Source organism: Bacillus sp. MYb209 (assembly GCF_002975175.1).
In the GTDB taxonomy this organism is placed as follows: domain Bacteria; phylum Bacillota; class Bacilli; order Bacillales; family Bacillaceae_G; genus Bacillus_A.
In genome coordinates this window covers 50,723-67,654 of sequence record NZ_PCNZ01000011.1, presented here as the reverse complement: position 1 = coordinate 67,654, position 16,932 = coordinate 50,723, and the positions used below count along the sequence as shown (strand labels likewise).

Sequence of the window (16,932 nt, the reverse complement as noted above, 5' to 3'; positions counted from 1 at the left end):
AGGAGATGAAAAAATGATTATTTCATTTATGGTCGCAATGGACGAAAATAGAGTAATTGGTAAAGATAATAAATTACCGTGGCATTTGCCAAGTGAATTACAGTATGTGAAGAAAACAACGATGGGTCACCCGCTTATTATGGGAAGAAAGAACTATGAAGCGATTGGTAGACCGCTCCCAGGAAGACGTAATATTATCGTAACTCGTAATGAAGGGTATCATGTTGAAGGTTGTGAAGTTGCACATTCTGTGGAAGAAGTGTTTGAGCTATGCAAAGATGAAGAAGAAATCTTTATTTTTGGAGGAGCGCAAATTTATGATTTATTCTTACCGTATGTGGAGAAATTGTATATAACAAAGATTCATCATGCGTTTGATGGGGATACGTTCTTCCCGGAAATGGATATGACGAATTGGAAAGAAGTTTTTGTCGAGCAGGGTGTTACGGATGAAAAAAATCCGTATACGTACTATTACCATATATATGAGAAGCAACAATAGGAAAAAGGTTGATGTGAATATTCACATCAACCTTTTTATTTGTATTATTAGATGTATCTTTATAGATGTGATTCGGTAGTGCTATAATGAGAGCTAGCATATAAAAAATGCTAAAATCTTTAGAAGTATGCTATATAGAAAGAGGAGGAGAATCGGTTGAGAAAAATATGGGGGATTCTTTTTCTTTGCTTAACATTCATGTTAGTTGGATGCGGTAAAGAAGAAAAACCACAAGAAGCGTTTGATACATATGTAAAAGCATGGAATAAACAAAAATTTGCAGATATGTATGATCAATTATCAGAAAATGCAAAAAAAGATATTTCAAAGAAAGAGTTTACTGAGAAATATGAAAAGATTTATTCTGGTATCGAAGTGAAAGACTTAAAGGTAGAAATAGGGGAAGTAAAAGAAGATAAAAAAGATGAAGGCCCTGTTCCTTTTAAGGTAAGCATGGATACAGTTGGTGGTAAAATCACTTTTGGCCATGAAGCAAAAATGGTGAAAGAAAAAGATGGAGATAAAGAATCTTGGAAAATAGATTGGACTCCTGATTTCATTTTCCCTGGCATGACAAAAGATAGTAAAGTGCGTATGCAAACAACACAACCAAAACGTGGTGAAGTTTACGATCGTAATGGAAAAGGTCTTGCAACGAATGGGAAAGCTTCTGAAATTGGAATCATTCCAGAAAAATTAGATGCTACTGCTCCACAAACGAAAGAAACAGTAGCGAAGTTGTTAAATATGTCTGTAGAAGAGATTGATCAAAAACTAGCTGCTAAATGGGTAAAACCAGGGTATCTCGTACCAATTGGAATTTTGCCTGAGGGAGCAACGCAAAATACGTACATTGATTTACCAGGTGTTGCAACAAAACCTGTAAATGTTCGTACATATCCGTTAGGGGAAGCGGCAGCTCATCTAACTGGTTATATCGGAAAGGTAAATGCTGAAGATTTAAAAATGCTACAAAAGAAAGGTTATCAAGCTGATGATCCAGTTGGTAAGGCTGGATTAGAGCAAGTATTGGAAGAAAAGCTGCGCGGTAAAAAAGGTGGCCGTGTCTTTGTAGAAGATGCACAAGGAAAAGAAATTAAAAATTTAGCAAAAACAGATGCTGTTGATGGAGAAAATGTAACTTTAACTATCGATAGTACAGTTCAAGAAAAAACTTATAATGAAATGAAGGGAGAAGCTGGTTCAAGTGCGGCAATTAATCCGAAAAGTGGAGAAACGATTGCACTTGTAAGTAGTCCAGCATATGATCCTAACTTAATTGTGCGAGGGACATCGAAAGCACAACGTGAAGCTTGGAATAATGACCCGAAAAAACCAATGACGAATCGATTTACACAATTATCGGTTCCGGGTTCTGTATTTAAGCCGATTACAGGTGCAATTGGACTTGAAACAAAAACAATCGATCCAAAAGAAGAATTGAAAATTGAAGGACTGAAATGGACGAAAGATTCTTCTTGGGGTAATTATTACGTAACACGTGTAAAAGATGCAAATCCGATTGATTTTGATAAGGCAATGAAATACTCGGATAATATTTATTTCGCACAAGAAGCTTTGAAAATTGGAAAAGATAAATTTATGGCTGAGGCAAAAAAATTCGGATTTGATGAGAAATTACCAATTGAATACGGATTCCCAGCTTCTAAAATCGCAAATGATGGCATAAAAAATGATATCCAAATGGCAGATACAGGATATGGACAAGGACAAGTCTTAATGACTCCTCTTCATTTAGCTTTAACGTATGCACCGATTGTAAATGATGGAACGATTCCGTCGCCACATCTTATTAAAACAGATAAACAACCAAAGGCCTGGAAAGAAAATGTGATTTCTAAAGGAACTCAAGATATATTGAAAACGGCTTTAACGAAAGTAATTAATGATCCAGATGGTACGGGGAAAATTGCAAAAATTGATGGTATGACCCTTGCTGGTAAAACAGGTACAGCAGAATTAAAAGTATCAAAAGAGGCAGAAGGAAAAGAACTAGGTTGGTTCGCTGCGTTTGATTTAAATTCACCGGATATGGTCATTACAATGATGATTGAAGATGTAAAAGGTAGAGGTGGAAGTAATATTCCGGCTGAAAAAGTGAAACATGTTTTTCAAAAGTAGTAATTGATAAAGACTATCTCCATGAAATATGGAGGTAGTTTTTTTATTGGTTAAAATCCTAATGCTTATATACAAAAAAATAAACAATATAATTCTTATTAACTTACGAAAAAAAAGTAGCTATTTTTATTGACATTACGTATGGCTTTTTGTATTATACTTACATAAGATAAGTTATTTACTTTCGAATTATAAATCTTGAATTGAAGATAAAATGTAAAAAGGGAGAGAATACAATGACAAAAGTACTATTTATTACAGCAAATCCAAATTCAGCAGAAGGTTCTTTCGGAGTAGCAGTAGGCGAAGCTTTCATCGAAGCTTATAAAAATGAGCATCCACAAGACGAAGTAGTAACAATTGATTTATTCAATACTACTGTACCAGCAATTGATGCAGATGTATTTGCTGCTTGGGGTAAATTTGCAGCAGGTGAAGGTTTTGAAACTTTAACGGAAGTTCAACAACAAAAAGTCGCAGCAATGAACACAAACCTAGAAACATTTATGCATGCCGATCGTTATGTATTCGTAACTCCAATGTGGAACTTTAGCTATCCACCAGTAGTAAAGGCATACTTAGATAACGTAGCAATCGCAGGTAAAACATTCAAATATACTGAAAATGGTCCAGTTGGCTTATTAGAAGGCAAAAAAGCACTTCACATTCAAGCTACAGGTGGCGTTTATTCTGAAGGAGCATACGCAGCTGTGGACTTCGGTCGCAATCACTTGAAAACAGTATTAGGATTCATCGGTGTAAATGATACTGAATATATTGCAGTTGAGGGAATGAATGCAAACCCTGAAAAAGCACAAGAAATTAAAGAAGCAGCAATTGCTAATGCACGTGAATTAGCAAAACGTTTCTAATATAGAATACTTTAAAAATGTCCAAACACTTGTTGTTTGGACATTTTTTCTTCTTTTTCCTTCGTTTGTCTAGTATAATGAAGGTCGGAATGATAATAGGTGGGGGTTCTGTATGATTCAAACGTTTTTTAAAATCTTTTATTTAATTTTAATCGTAATTGCGATTACACCAAGGCTGTGGCGTATTAAAAGAAAAGTAAATACGATGTCACCGCAAGAAAAAGATAGTGTTGTGTATAAAACAACAAACTGGTTTGGTAAGAAGATGGTGCGTGTAGCCGGGTCGACTGTAGAAGTAAAGGGACTTGAAAATGTTCCGAAAGACAAGCCAGTACTAGTTGTAAGTAATCATCAAAGTAATATGGATATTCCTGTTTTACTTGGTTACTTAAATAAGCCAATTGGATTCGTTTCAAAAGCAGAAATTAAAAAGTTTCCGGTTGTACCAACTTGGATGGAACTAATGAATTGTGTGTTTATGGAACGTAACGATCGTCGTCAATCTCTTAAAGCAATTAAGGATGGAATCGAGCTATTAAAGAACGGGCATTCTATCGTAATTTTTCCAGAAGGAACAAGAAGTAAGGGCGGCGAAATAGGAGAGTTTAAAGCTGGTAGTTTTCACCTTGCAGTAAAATCTGGCGTAGCTATTTTACCAGTAACGTTAGACGGTACATATAAAATGTTTGAGGCAAATGGAAACCGTATGAAGCCAGCACATGCAACGGTAACAATTTCTAAGCCAATTACACCAGAAGAATATGCAAGTATGGATATTAAAGAATTAACAAAACATACACAAGACGTTATTGCATCTCAATTACATAAGTGATAAAAAAGTTTCAGCTTAATTTAAGCTGAAACTTTTTTTATGCTGCTGGTAATACATAAAATAGTACGCAGAAAAACATCATTGCACTACCACCTAATACGAAAAGATGCCAAATGGCATGATTGAAAGGTAGCTTTTCCCAAAGGAAGAATATAGCACCGACAGAATATAAAATTCCACCTGCTAATAGTAGTGAAAAACCATGACCAGTTAAATTTTCATATAGCGGTTTAATAGCAACGATAATGAGCCATCCCATTATGATATAGCATAATGTTGACATTTTGATAAAACGACGTACAAAGAAAACTTTGAAGATAATTCCGCCGATTGCAAGTGTCCAAATAATTGCAAGTAACGTCCAGCCAAGTGGTCCGCGTAGTGTAATAAGTAGAAAAGGAGTATATGTGCCTGCGATTAATAAATAAATGGCTGAGTGATCTAAAATGGTAAATAACTTTTCTACTTTTGGATGATGAATACTATGTAACAAAGTAGAAAACAAGTACAGTAAGAACATGCTTACACCGTAAACAGTAAATGCAAAGACAGCAGATGCTGTACCGTGTTTAGAGGCATGGATAATTAATATGATTAAGGCAGGGATGCTTAAAATGGCACCGATACCATGAGTAATTGCATTTGCGACTTCTTCTTTCATAAATTGCGTCATACGTGTCATTTTTTCTGTCATTTTGAAAATCCTTCCTATTATTATGAAATAATATGCTGTTTTACTTACCATATCATACACAAGTGAAATAGAAAATGAAATTTGTATAATTGATTATATTTTTGAATTTTTTTGACAAAAGACGATGGATTCATTGACGTTTTCAAACTTTTTTGACAAAATAAAATTAAGTAATAGTAGGACAAGAAATCTACTTTAAAAGGAGATGGGGAAATGTTTTCAAATATTGGCTTTCCAGGGTTAATTTTAATCTTAGTAGCTGTACTAATTTTATTTGGGCCTAAAAAATTGCCGGAAATCGGAAAGGCTTTAGGGGAAACGTTAAAAGAATTTAAGAAATCAACGAAAGAATTGACTGATGAGGCATTTCAAGAGAAGGAAAAGAAGTAATTAAAATGTGATGAGTTTTCCTCGGAATGGATAAATAAAGTGTGGTGAACGAGATGGAAGATCGGGAAATGAGCGTAGTAGAACATATTGTTGAGCTTCGTAAACGAGTAATATATACAGTCTTATCATTTGTATTGTTTTTAATTATTGGATTTACTTTTACGAAGGATATATATTTTTGGCTCGTAAAAGATTTGCCGATGAAGTTAACAGTTCTCGGTCCGAGTGATGTATTGTGGATTTTTTTCTCGATTGCTACAGTATTTGCTATCGTTTGTACGATTCCTTTTGCTGCGATACAAATTTGGTTATTCGTAAAACCTGGTTTACATCCGAATGAACAAAAAATGACAGTAATGTATATACCGGTACTATCTATATTATTTATTGCGGGTTTATGTTTCGGATATTTCATTGTAATGCCGTTTCTGTTTCATTTTTTAACGACAATTGGTAATGAAATGTTTAATACGATGTTTACGACGGAAAAATATTTTCAGTTCGTATTAAATTTAACAGTTCCGTTTGCTGTTATATTTGAATTACCTGTAGTTGTTATGTTTTTAACGAGCATTGGCATACTTACGGCAGAATTTCTAATAAAAATAAGAAGGTATGCTTACGTAACATTGATTATCATTGCATCGTGTATATCACCGCCTGATTTTTTATCTCATAGTTTAGTTGCGGTACCGCTTATTTGTATTTATGAAATTAGTATCGCCTTATCAAAGATTGTTAGTAAGCGAAAAAAGAAAAGGGAAGAAATACAGTCGAAAAGTGCCTCGTTATAAAGGCACTTTTTTATTTATTTCACTTGGTGTTGGTTAATAATCAGTGGGGGGTGGATACCCCCATTAATTAAAGTTTCACTTTATTTGTTATACTCTAGCTAAAATCGTATACAATATATAGAAGAAAAAAATTATAGAATCTCCAAAATTTAGACAAACTTTTCACTTTTATAAGTTTATACTGGATTTATCTAGCTATTTACGGGTAATAAGACTCCCGTCTCAAGGGATATATAGGACAGGGTCTGGATTAGGTGGAGATGAATGGAGCCTAAAGCTTCTAACCGTAGGGACTACGGGGTTCGCCTAAGGATACTTTAGTATTCGTAGGAAACCTTCACTTTAAACAACGTGTCGAAGCGTGAAGTGGAGGAAGTTCAAAAATCCAACGAAAAAGAGGATTGATATTGTGATTACGAAAAGTTTTTATTTCACTCATTCAACAGGGGATTGTATTAAAATATTTGAAATTCCTGTCCTACAAGCACAACATCCATTAGCGTTTCTAATTCAGTCTCGTCTTCAATTGTTTATTGCGAAAATTCAAAAACATAAAAACCCAAGATTCTCGTACTCTTTCCGTGAATATTTACAAAGTTGTTTGAAGTGGAGTGATTATTCAAATGTATATAAAACAAATACTCTTGAAAAGAATGCATAATATACAGTAAGGACAGAGTGGGTAAGCTCTGTCTTTTTCATTTTAGATATAAAAATATAATTAATTTGGTGAAATTTGTTCGAAATTGTTGAAAGCAATGGGAATGCTAGTATAATAACAAGGAGAGCGTATTGGAAAGGGAAGAATATAATATGCAAAAAATTAAAATTGTAACAGATTCAACTGCAGATTTATCTCAAGAAGTGATTGCGAAGTATGATATTCATGTTTTACCATTATCTATTTCTGTAAATGGACAAACATACTTAGATCGCGTTGATTTACAACCAGATGAATTTATTGAAGAAATGGCGAAATCAAAAGAATTACCAAAAACATCACAACCAGCTATGGGTACATTTATAGAAATGTATGAAAAGTTAGGGGAAGATGGAAGTGAAGTACTTTCCATCCATATGACAGGTGGAATGAGTGGTACTGTTGCAACAGCAAATAGTGCTGCATCAATGACAGATACGAAAGTAACGGTTGTTGACTCTCAATTCATTAGCCACGCTTTAGCATATCAAGTAATTGAAGCTGCGAAAATGGCAAAAGAAGAACGCTCACTAGAAGATATTTTAAAACGAATTGATGAAGTTAGGAAAAATACACGTTTATATGTAGTCGTAGATACATTAGAAAATTTAGTGAAAGGTGGACGTATCGGTAAAGGGAAAGCGTTTATCGGTTCTTTACTGAACATCAAACCGATTGCAAACCTCGATGGTGGAGCATACAATCCAGTGACAAAAGTTCGTAGTCAAGGGCAAGTTGTTAAAACTTTAGCTAAATTATTTGAGCAAGATACAGCAGGAAAAGTTATTAAGGCTGTTGCTGTTCCACATGCAAAAGCAATTCCTTTAGCAGAAAGTGTAAAAGCTGCTGTTGAAAAAGTGAGTGGATTCACTGAATCGGAAATTTTCTTTACAACACCAATTATCAGTACTCATACAGGGCCAGGCGCAATTGGTTTTATGTATTTAGCAGAATAAAAAAAACTACTTGAAATATATTTTCAAGTAGTTTTTTTATGTGTAAATGAAATAAGAAATGAGAAGGGCAATACAGGCGCTTCCGCTAATGATATAGCGAGTCTGTAAGTAATCTTTCATGGAAAACACCCTTTTCGATTTTCTATAGTATATGATAAATTATTCGAAAAAGTAGCTCTGTTATACATGAGAGGTTTCAATAATTTTTTCTGGCTCTTTCTCTAGTGTAGTAGGGCTATAAGTGAAAGTCTGACCTAAAAAAAGAACATGTAGTTGTTCCCACGGTAGCATTCGTAAATTCCAGTTATTACGAAGCCGTGTTACAGCTTCTCTTGGCGTTTCATCTGCTAACGCAAAAGTTCCGTAATGCATTGGAATAAAATGCGTAGCGTTTATATCTAAATAGGCTTGCACGGCTTCTTCTGGTGAAACATGGGATACTTTCATAAACCATTCTGGTTCATAGGCACCAATTGGCATGAGTGCAATATCAATTGAAAAACGTTTGCCAATTTCTTTAAATCCTTTGAAATAACCACTATCACCGCAAAAATAAATGGTTTCTGAAGTAGTCTTATTATCGATAATCCATCCTCCCCAGTGAGAGGTATTCATATCAAATAATGATCTTCTCGTCCAGTGCTGGGCAGGTACGAAGTGAAAAGCAACTTCATCAATTGTTGTACTGTCCCACCAGCGGTATTCTTCTACATTGATGAATTTTTTACGAGTAAATAATTTTTTTAATCCACTTGGCACGAGGTATAAAACATCATCATTCAGTTGACGAAGAGATGAAAAGTCTAAATGGTCATAATGGCCGTGTGAAATAAGCACAATATCAATTTTAGGTAGTTCATCTATAGCGAGACCTGGCTGTGTAAGTCTTGGAACTAGCTTTAATTTATTTGCCCATACTGGATCTGTTAAAATGTTTAAGCCGTTCGTTTGAATGAGAAAAGTGGAGTGACCGATCCATGTAACAGTCGTTTTTTCAAAGTTATTTTTCAGAAATTTACTTTGTTTAACAGGTGAGTGTTCTACTAGAAAAGAAAAATCTTTTTTGTTTTGTTTTCTCTCTTTACGCCAGCGTAAGAAGGAGCGAATTGACTTTTTTGTACTCACATTATCCATATTTTCATAGCGCTTTGCCATGAACATCACCTCATTTAAAATCGTTGTAGTTGTATTGTACCGAAATGTTGTAAAGGAAAACAGTGTGTAAAATGGATTAATGTTTAAGGAATTGTAAAAAAAATAGATAATTACCTTTACAAAATTTAACCCTATTAGTGAAGGCTAATAATCAGCGGAGGATGAACCCAAAAAAACTGATCAAAATTTCACTTTATACTGGATTCTTGTTTGTAAATAAAGTATAGAAAAATAATAGTAGTTAACGATAGAACTTTTGTCTAGTAATTCGCTTAATAATAAGAAGTAACATACGTAAAATCGTACGATTTCGTGAACAAATGAAGTAAACAATTTTCTCATAGTGTTTACTTGGGGTATGATATACGTAACCTACATAAATTATGGTAAGAGAAAAGAGGTTTAATCAATGAAGCGTTATCAAAAGTTAATTGGTCTTATGGTTGTTTTTTGTCTTTTTGTACTAGCTGGATGTAGTAATTCAGGCTCGAAACTCCGTAAACCATTAAACTGGGATTTAGAAACTTTCCAATTTACAAATCAAGAAGGAAAGCAGTTTGGTACAAAAGATTTAAAAGGAAAAGTATGGGTTGCAGATTTCATGTTTACAAACTGTCAAACAGTTTGTCCGCCAATGACTGCTAATATGGCGAAATTACAGAAGATGGCGAAGGAAGAGAAATTAGACGTTCAGTTTGTATCGTTTAGTGTAGACCCTGACCTTGATAAACCAGAAAATTTGAAAGCTTTCATTCAAAAGTTTACAGAAGATACAAGTAACTGGAACCTGTTAACAGGTTATTCACTGGAGGATATTACAAAGTTTGCAAAAGATAACTTCCAATCGCTTGTAGATAAACCAGAGAATGGGCAAGTAATGCATGGTACATCATTTTATTTAATTGATCAAAATGGAAAAGTAATGAAGAAATATAGTGGTATTAGTAATACGCCATACGAAGATATTATACGTGATATGAAGCGATTAGTGGATTAAAAAGAAGGGTGCTTAGCACCCTTCTTTTTTTTCTTTTAGTCTATGGATAAAATGTCATGCTGTTGTGGCAGTTTCGGTGCGCGAATTTCTAACACACCGTTTTGATAAGAAGCTTTCGCTGCTTTTTTATTAATTAAATATGGTAACTTAATAATTCTTGACGCTTCTGAAATGGAACGTTCTCGGCGATAATAGTTATGAGATGTTTGTTCTTCTTCTGGCTCTTCAAGTATATCTTCTTTTACAGAGACTTTTAAGTACTCGCTTTGTATTTCAATTTGAATTTGTTCTTTTTGTATACCTGGTAGTTCGGCTGTAACGACGAGTTCGTCACCAACTTCGTATAAATCTACTGGGAATGTTAATAAACGGTTTCCTTTTTGGAAAAAATGATTTAAATCAGCAATTACGCCACGAAGAGGTGTTTGTTCGAAAAAATCATCAATTTGCTTTAAATAATTACGAACCGGTGGGCGAGAAGAATCTTTTTTTTCTTCACTCATGGTATTCCCTCCTAGAAATCAATTTGCAATATCATATGACAAAAGCGGAGAAAGGTGAGTGCCTAGTTTTCATGTTTTCATAAAAAAATGTTAAAAATGTGAAATGGAGTGATTTTTTTATAGTTTTTGGTCGCCATATTCAGTTGATTATGCTAGTATAAATAGGGTTGATATAGTAGTATTGAGACAGAATGAAAACTGAAAGAGGGTAAGAAGTATGTGTGGTTTTGTAGGATGTTTATGTGAAAACCCTAGAGAGTTTTCAGAAACAGAAAAACATCAATTTGAAAATATGAACACGATGATTTTCCACCGCGGTCCAGATGACGAAGGATATTTTCGTGATGAACATGTACAATTTGGCTTCCGCCGTTTAAGTATCATTGACTTAGAGGCAGGACATCAGCCGCTAACTTATGAAAATGATCGATATGTAATTATTTTTAATGGTGAAATTTACAATTATGTAGAACTACGTGAAATGTTACTTGAAAAAGGTGCAACTTTTGCTACACAATCTGATACAGAAGTTATTATTGCATTGTATGCACATATGAAAGAAAAATGTGTAGACTACCTTCGTGGTATGTTCGCATTTATGATTTGGGATCGTGAAGAAAAGAAACTTTTCGGTGCACGTGACCACTTCGGTATTAAGCCTTTATACATCGCACAACAAGGTGATACTACATTCTTCGCATCTGAGAAGAAAAGTATTATGCATGTAATGGAAGACAAAGGGGTAAACCCAAAGTCATTACAACACTACTTTACGTACCAATATGGTCCAGAGCCAGAAACATTAACAATTGATGTTAACAAAATTGAGCCTGGTCATTACTTCGTAAAAGAAATCGGTAAAGAGATGGAAATCCATCGCTACTGGAATCCTTATTTCAACGCTTCAAGCGCAACGAAAGAGGAGCATATCCAAGCAATTCGTGATGTATTATACGATTCTGTAAAAGTACATATGCGTAGTGATGTACCAGTAGGTTCTTTCTTATCTGGTGGTATCGATTCATCTATTATTGCTTCTATCGCAAGAGAAATGAATCCAAATCTATTAACATTCTCTATTGGTTTCGAACAACGTGGTTTCAGTGAAGTTGATGTTGCGAAAGAAACTGCTGAGAAATTAGGAGTTAAAAACCATAACGTATTCATTACAGCGCAAGAATTTATGGATGAGTTCCCAAAAATTATTTGGCATATGGATGATCCTTTAGCGGATCCAGCAGCTGTACCATTGTATTTCGTTGCGAAAGAAGCGCGTAAACATGTAACGGTTGTTCTTTCTGGTGAAGGTGCAGACGAGCTATTTGGTGGATATAACATTTATCGTGAGCCAAACTCTTTAAAAATGTTCTCTTACATTCCTAGCCCAGGAAAGAGTGTTCTAAAGGCATTAAGTGGTGCTCTTAAAGAAGGGTTTAAAGGAAAAAGCTTCTTAGAGCGTGGATGTACGCCAATCGAAGAGCGTTACTATGGAAATGCGAAAATCTTCCGTGAAGAAGAGAAAGCTGAATTAATGAAGTATTACGATGAAAGTGTTAACTATATGGATATCACGAAACCATTGTATAACGAAATTAAAGATTATGATGATGTAAGTAAAATGCAGTACATTGATATGTTCACATGGTTACGCGGCGATATTTTATTAAAAGCTGATAAAATGACGATGGCAAATTCATTAGAACTTCGTGTACCGTTCTTAGATAAAGAAGTATTTGACGTTGCATCTAAAATTCCGACAGAATTTAAAATTGCAAACGGAACAACGAAAGCTATATTACGTGAAGCTGCTCGTGGAATTGTTCCGGATCACGTGTTAGATCGTAAAAAGCTTGGATTCCCAGTACCAATTCGTCATTGGTTAAAAGATGAAATGCACGATTGGGCTGTAAATATTATTAAAGAAAGCAAAACTGAGCATTTAATCGAAAAACAGTATGTATTAAACTTACTGGAAGCACATTGTGCAGATAAAGGCGATTATAGCCGTAAAATTTGGACTGTACTTGCGTTTATGGTATGGCATCAAATTTATGTTGAGCATAAATACGATACGAATAAGTTCCACGAAGAAACAAAGCGTGCGTATAGCTTAGTTTAATAAAAAACCTTAAGGTCGCATTCGATCTTAAGGTTTTTTTCATAAATTGCATTTATTATTGATACAATAATAGTAAAAGGATGGACAACATATGATTACGTTTGAGAAAGTAAATATAGAAAATGAAAGCGCTGTAAAAGAAATGTTTCATTCACACAGCTTAGATGAGAAAAAGGTTCAGTATTGTGTAAAAGTTGATGATACATATATTGGTGTAATAGATTATAGCATTCAAGAAGAGAGTGCTATTTTGTCACAGTTAATTATTCATTTTGATTATCAAGGTTATGGATACGGGACAAATACGTATTTTACATTTGAAGAAATGATGAAACAGAGAAATGTGAAAGAAATAAAAGTATTGCAAGAGATATTTACGGAACAAGCTAAATCTTTCATAGAGGGATCTGGTTTTATTGAGGAAAATGGAATATATGTAAAGAAAATATAGTGAATATTGATTACTTGATGAAATGAATATGGGGTAGGTGAATGTATGACAATGACTGCTGGTCTTGCATTAGTTGGAAGTTGCTTTATTGTAGCGGAGTTATGCCAGATTTTCATTCGAAAAAGAATGTATAAGAAGAGCAGGCCATATGAATTACAATATATACCTGTGTTTGTAATTTTGTTTTGCATGTTATTTGTATTACAAAACGCATCTCATTTCCCGCCTCTTTTGAACATCTTTTTGAAGTTTGGTTTGCTATATAGCGGCTTTGGAATATTTCTTTTATTTCTTTTATTTTGCGTACGCTACATCCACTATCAATCATACATATTCATTTTAAATTGGTTAAAAAAAAGTGATAGAACCCCCCTTACATAAGGGGTTTTTTTATTTGTACTTGTAACGGAACTTGTACAATTAACCTAAAATAGGACGAGTAGAAATGAAAGCTTATTACAATAAAGAAAGGAACGAAAAAGATATATGAAACTTGTTATAGACGCAGGGCATGGTGGATATGATTCTGGTGCTGTTGGTAATGGGTTAGTGGAAAAAGAGTTAACACTTCAAATTGCTAGACGTGTACGAGATATTTTATCTGCAAATTATCCAATCAATATTAAAATGACACGTGATAGTGATGTGTTTATCTCTTTATCAGAACGTGCTAATATTGCTAATTCATTTGGTGCAGATTATTTTATCTCATTTCACATTAATAGTGGCGGTGGCACTGGATTTGAAAGTTATATTTACAACGCGCTATCTAATAGTAGTTCCGCATATGAAAAGCAACAAAAAATGCATGCAGCAGTCAATCCTGTATTAACAAAATACGGCCTTCGTGATCGAGGAGAAAAAAAAGCAAATTATGCGGTACTAAGAGAGACTGCAATGGATGCAATTTTAACTGAGACTGCTTTTATTGATACAACGTTTGATGCTAATTTATTGAAAAACCCACAATTTATTGAAGATTTAAGTCAAGCATATGCAAACGGAATAGCAGCTATTTTTGGAGTAGCTCCAAATCCGAATCCTCCAAATCCACAACCTCCAAATCCTCAACCAACACCACAAACGAAGGGGATTGCTTATATCCTTGGGAAAAATGTGAATTTAAGAAGTGGTCCATCAACGTCTTCTTCAGTTATTCGTCAACTAAACTCCACAGAATCGTATGTCGTATATCAGGAAAGTAACGGATGGTTAGACTTAGGAAATGGACAATGGGTGTATAATGACCCTTCGTACATTAATTTTGTAAAGACGAGCAATAGTGATGGAAGCGCAATTGGTGTCGCATATATATAAGGAACGAATGTGAATTTAAGAAGTGGTCCATCAACATCTTCTTCAGTTATTCGTAAATTAAATAATCCGGAATCTTATTTAGTATATATTAATCAAAACGGTTGGTTGAACCTTGGTGGAAATCAGTGGGTGTATAATGATCCATCATATATTAAATATAATCAATATTGAAAAGTATAATTGAACATGTCTCCATCTTATTGCTGAAATGATAAGATGGAGACATGTTTTTGTATTACTTATGTTATTTGTTGACTGGAATAATAATTACTTTCTTATGGTCATTGATTTTTCAAATGTTTTGAATGAAAAAATGAGGGTTAAAGACGGATATATATGTATTTCGAATGGGGACGAGTGTCTAAATTATATGTATTTAAAAAGTTTTCTGATATATGTATTGACAATATGTAAGATATACATTATTCTTTTGAATGTTATTGATAATCACTTTCAACTAGGAGGACATATGACACGCACTAAAAATATGCTTATACTTTGCATTATGTTACTAATGATCATAATCGCAGGGTGTGGTAAAGAAGAGACGAAAGAAAACGATGCATCAGTAAAGGAAAAAGATTCATATAGTATCAAGCATGCAATGGGTGAAACGACAGTAAATGGTACACCGAAAAAAGTTGTCGTTTTAACAAATGAGGGTGCGGAGGCTCTTTTAGCTGTCGGAGTAACGCCAGTTGGAACTACAAAACCACGTGCTGGTGATGAATGGTATCCTCATTTAGCGAAAGAGTTAAAAGATACGAAAGTTGTAGGAACTGAGCGTGATATTAATTTAGAGGCAGTTATGAAGCTTAAACCGGATTTAATAATCGGGAATAAAATGCGTCATGAAAAAATATATGAGCAGTTAAAAGAAATCGCACCAACTGTTTATGCTGAAACGTTGCGCGGGGATTGGAAAGAAAACTTTACGCTCTATACAAAAGCTGTAAATAAAGAAAAAGAAGGGCAAAAGGCTCTTGAAGATTATAAAAAACGTATTGAGGGAATGCAAGAGAAGTTAGGAGATAAATTGAATTCTAAAGTCTCTATCATTCGCTTCGTACCAGGTGATGTTCGGATTTATCAGAAAAACTCATTCTCAGGTGCTGTTTTAAATGATATTGGATTTAAGCGACCAACACTACAAGATAAAGATGAATTTGCGATAAAAGGAATTACAAAAGAGCAAATTCCGAATATGGATGGGGATTACTTATTTTACTTCACATCTGATAAAGATGCAGATAAGAATAACGAAGGAACCACGTTAGCAAAAGAATGGACAGAAGACCCACTCTTTAAGCAGCTACAGGCTTCTAAAGACAATAAAGTATTCCAAGTGGATGAAGTAATTTGGAATACAGCAGGCGGTATTAAAGCTGCAAACTTAATGCTAGATGATATTGAAAAATATTTTTTGAAATAAATGAATGGTTGAGTGCATCACTTTAAATAGGTGATGTACTTTTTTGTTTAGTTAAATACAGAAAATTCCTTCTTTTAAGTGTGGATAAGTTGTACAATAAAACCAATCATGGAATAAAGGAGTGGGAAGGAATGAAAGCTACTCATAAAGATTGGATTTTGTTTAACGGAAGAATTGTAAATACGAAAGAAGAACAGCCGATGGTTGCGTTAGAAGAGCGAGGACTCCAATTTGGTGACGGCATATATGAAGTATTTAGGCTATACGATGGGAAGCCTCATTTATTAGACTTACATTTGGAACGCTTTTTTAAATCTATGAGGGAAATAAATATTGTTCCGCCGTTTACAAAGGAAGAGTTAGTTGAAGAACTTCATCAAATGATTGAAAGAAATCAATTTCAAGAGGATGGGAATGTGTATCTTCAAATATCACGTGGAGCTCAAGCTCGAAATCATGTGTATGAAAAAGATTTACAGCCAACATATTTTGCGAATATTGTTTCGTTTCCAAGACCTACCGCTACTATGGAACAAGGAATAAAGGTTACTGTAGAAGAGGATATACGCTGGAAGTTCTGTCATATAAAATCTTTAAACCTTCTACCTAATATCATGATTAAAAATAAAATAAACGAGCAAGGGTATCAAGAAGCGATATTAGTACGAGATGGAGTTGTAACAGAAGGGTGTCATTCGAATTTCTTTATGGTGAAAAATAATAAATTAATTACACATCCGGCCGATAATTTCATTCTACACGGCATTACTCGCCACTACGTTATTACATTAGCGAAAGCTTTACATATTGAAGTAGAAGAGCGTGAATTCTCATTGCAAGAAGTATATGAGGCTGACGAATGTTTCTTTACAGCGACACCACTTGAAATATTCCCTGTTGTTCAAATTGGTGATGAGAAGTTTGGAAGCGGCGAAAGAGGACCAATTACGAAAAAACTACAAGCTGTATATGAAGAAAGTATTAGTTTGTTTAAAGTGACAAATTAGTAATGAGGAAAAAAGCTGGTATTCCCCCAGCTTTTTTTCATGATATAATTCAACCATAGGACAAGTTTT

17 protein-coding genes and 1 pseudogene are annotated in these 16,932 nt (G+C 34.3%); 15 read left to right on the top strand and 3 right to left on the bottom strand.

Translation table 11 applies throughout. The features are described from left to right. The first annotated feature begins 13 nt into the window (after positions 1–13). The 4 genes from CQZ94_RS17295 to CQZ94_RS17280 all read left to right on the top strand — a co-directional run bounded on the left by CQZ94_RS17295 (position 14) and on the right by CQZ94_RS17280 (position 4,348). Positions 14–502 (top strand): dihydrofolate reductase, encoded by a 489-nt coding sequence (locus CQZ94_RS17295; protein ID WP_105586364.1) that lies wholly within the window; start codon positions 14–16, stop codon positions 500–502. A gap of 156 nt (positions 503–658) precedes the next feature. Beyond that, positions 659–2,644, top strand: a complete 1,986-nt coding sequence (gene pbpC, locus CQZ94_RS17290) for a penicillin-binding protein 3 (RefSeq protein ID WP_105586363.1) — start codon at positions 659–661, stop codon at positions 2,642–2,644. 236 nt (positions 2,645–2,880) lie between these two features. Then, positions 2,881–3,516, top strand: coding sequence for an FMN-dependent NADH-azoreductase (locus CQZ94_RS17285; RefSeq protein WP_105586362.1), 636 nt, complete (start codon positions 2,881–2,883; stop codon positions 3,514–3,516). A gap of 112 nt (positions 3,517–3,628) precedes the next feature. Beyond that, positions 3,629–4,348, top strand: a complete 720-nt coding sequence (locus tag CQZ94_RS17280) for a lysophospholipid acyltransferase family protein (RefSeq protein ID WP_105586361.1) — start codon at positions 3,629–3,631, stop codon at positions 4,346–4,348. 37 nt (positions 4,349–4,385) lie between these two features. On the opposite strand, the gene trhA is transcribed toward CQZ94_RS17280, so the two are convergent. Continuing rightward, the gene (gene trhA / locus CQZ94_RS17275; RefSeq protein ID WP_105586360.1) at positions 4,386–5,042 is read right to left on the bottom strand and encodes a PAQR family membrane homeostasis protein TrhA; all 657 of its coding nucleotides are present in this window, start codon (positions 5,040–5,042) and stop codon (positions 4,386–4,388) included. Between the two features lie 213 nt (positions 5,043–5,255). Here trhA and CQZ94_RS17270 point away from each other — a divergent pair, with 213 nt between their 5' ends. The 4 genes from CQZ94_RS17270 (at position 5,256) to CQZ94_RS17255 (ending at position 7,882) form a co-directional block, all read left to right on the top strand. Further along, positions 5,256–5,432: a twin-arginine translocase TatA/TatE family subunit gene (locus CQZ94_RS17270; RefSeq protein ID WP_002141629.1), complete on the top strand. Its 177-nt coding sequence runs from the start codon at positions 5,256–5,258 to the stop codon at positions 5,430–5,432. A gap of 53 nt (positions 5,433–5,485) precedes the next feature. Continuing rightward, entirely contained in the window at positions 5,486–6,226 is a 741-nt protein-coding gene (tatC, locus tag CQZ94_RS17265; protein ID WP_105586359.1) for a twin-arginine translocase subunit TatC, read from the top strand. Between the two features lie 409 nt (positions 6,227–6,635). Next, positions 6,636–6,887, top strand: a complete 252-nt coding sequence (locus CQZ94_RS17260; protein ID WP_105586358.1) for a DUF2535 family protein — start codon at positions 6,636–6,638, stop codon at positions 6,885–6,887. A gap of 152 nt (positions 6,888–7,039) precedes the next feature. Continuing rightward, entirely contained in the window at positions 7,040–7,882 is an 843-nt protein-coding gene (locus tag CQZ94_RS17255; protein ID WP_105586410.1) for a DegV family protein, read from the top strand. A gap of 180 nt (positions 7,883–8,062) precedes the next feature. On the opposite strand, the gene CQZ94_RS17250 is transcribed toward CQZ94_RS17255, so the two are convergent. Then, the gene (locus CQZ94_RS17250) at positions 8,063–9,037 is read right to left on the bottom strand and encodes an MBL fold metallo-hydrolase (protein WP_142395859.1); all 975 of its coding nucleotides are present in this window, start codon (positions 9,035–9,037) and stop codon (positions 8,063–8,065) included. Positions 9,038–9,446: 409 nt separating this feature from the next. Between CQZ94_RS17250 and CQZ94_RS17245 the strand changes: the two genes are divergently transcribed. After that, a complete protein-coding gene (locus tag CQZ94_RS17245) occupies positions 9,447–10,034 on the top strand; it encodes an SCO family protein (protein ID WP_105586356.1) in 588 nt (195 codons plus the stop codon). 35 nt (positions 10,035–10,069) lie between these two features. On the opposite strand, the gene CQZ94_RS17240 is transcribed toward CQZ94_RS17245, so the two are convergent. After that, positions 10,070–10,537: an Hsp20/alpha crystallin family protein gene (locus CQZ94_RS17240; protein WP_105586355.1), complete on the bottom strand. Its 468-nt coding sequence runs from the start codon at positions 10,535–10,537 to the stop codon at positions 10,070–10,072. A 217-nt stretch (positions 10,538–10,754) separates the two neighbouring features. Between CQZ94_RS17240 and asnB the strand changes: the two genes are divergently transcribed. The 6 genes and pseudogenes from asnB (at position 10,755) to dat (ending at position 16,863) form a co-directional block, all read left to right on the top strand. After that, a complete protein-coding gene (gene asnB / locus CQZ94_RS17235) occupies positions 10,755–12,656 on the top strand; it encodes an asparagine synthase (glutamine-hydrolyzing) (protein WP_002158005.1) in 1,902 nt (633 codons plus the stop codon). Between the two features lie 91 nt (positions 12,657–12,747). After that, positions 12,748–13,107 (top strand): GNAT family N-acetyltransferase, encoded by a 360-nt coding sequence (locus CQZ94_RS17230; protein WP_105586354.1) that lies wholly within the window; start codon positions 12,748–12,750, stop codon positions 13,105–13,107. A gap of 45 nt (positions 13,108–13,152) precedes the next feature. After that, positions 13,153–13,488, top strand: a complete 336-nt coding sequence (locus CQZ94_RS17225; RefSeq protein ID WP_105586353.1) for a hypothetical protein — start codon at positions 13,153–13,155, stop codon at positions 13,486–13,488. 105 nt (positions 13,489–13,593) lie between these two features. Further along, positions 13,594–14,595 (top strand): annotated as a pseudogene (locus CQZ94_RS17220) (N-acetylmuramoyl-L-alanine amidase). A gap of 298 nt (positions 14,596–14,893) precedes the next feature. Further along, positions 14,894–15,856 (top strand): ABC transporter substrate-binding protein, encoded by a 963-nt coding sequence (locus tag CQZ94_RS17215; protein ID WP_105586352.1) that lies wholly within the window; start codon positions 14,894–14,896, stop codon positions 15,854–15,856. Positions 15,857–15,987: 131 nt separating this feature from the next. Next, the gene (gene dat / locus CQZ94_RS17210) at positions 15,988–16,863 is read left to right on the top strand and encodes a D-amino-acid transaminase (RefSeq protein WP_105586351.1); all 876 of its coding nucleotides are present in this window, start codon (positions 15,988–15,990) and stop codon (positions 16,861–16,863) included. The last annotated feature ends 69 nt before the right edge of the window (positions 16,864–16,932 follow it).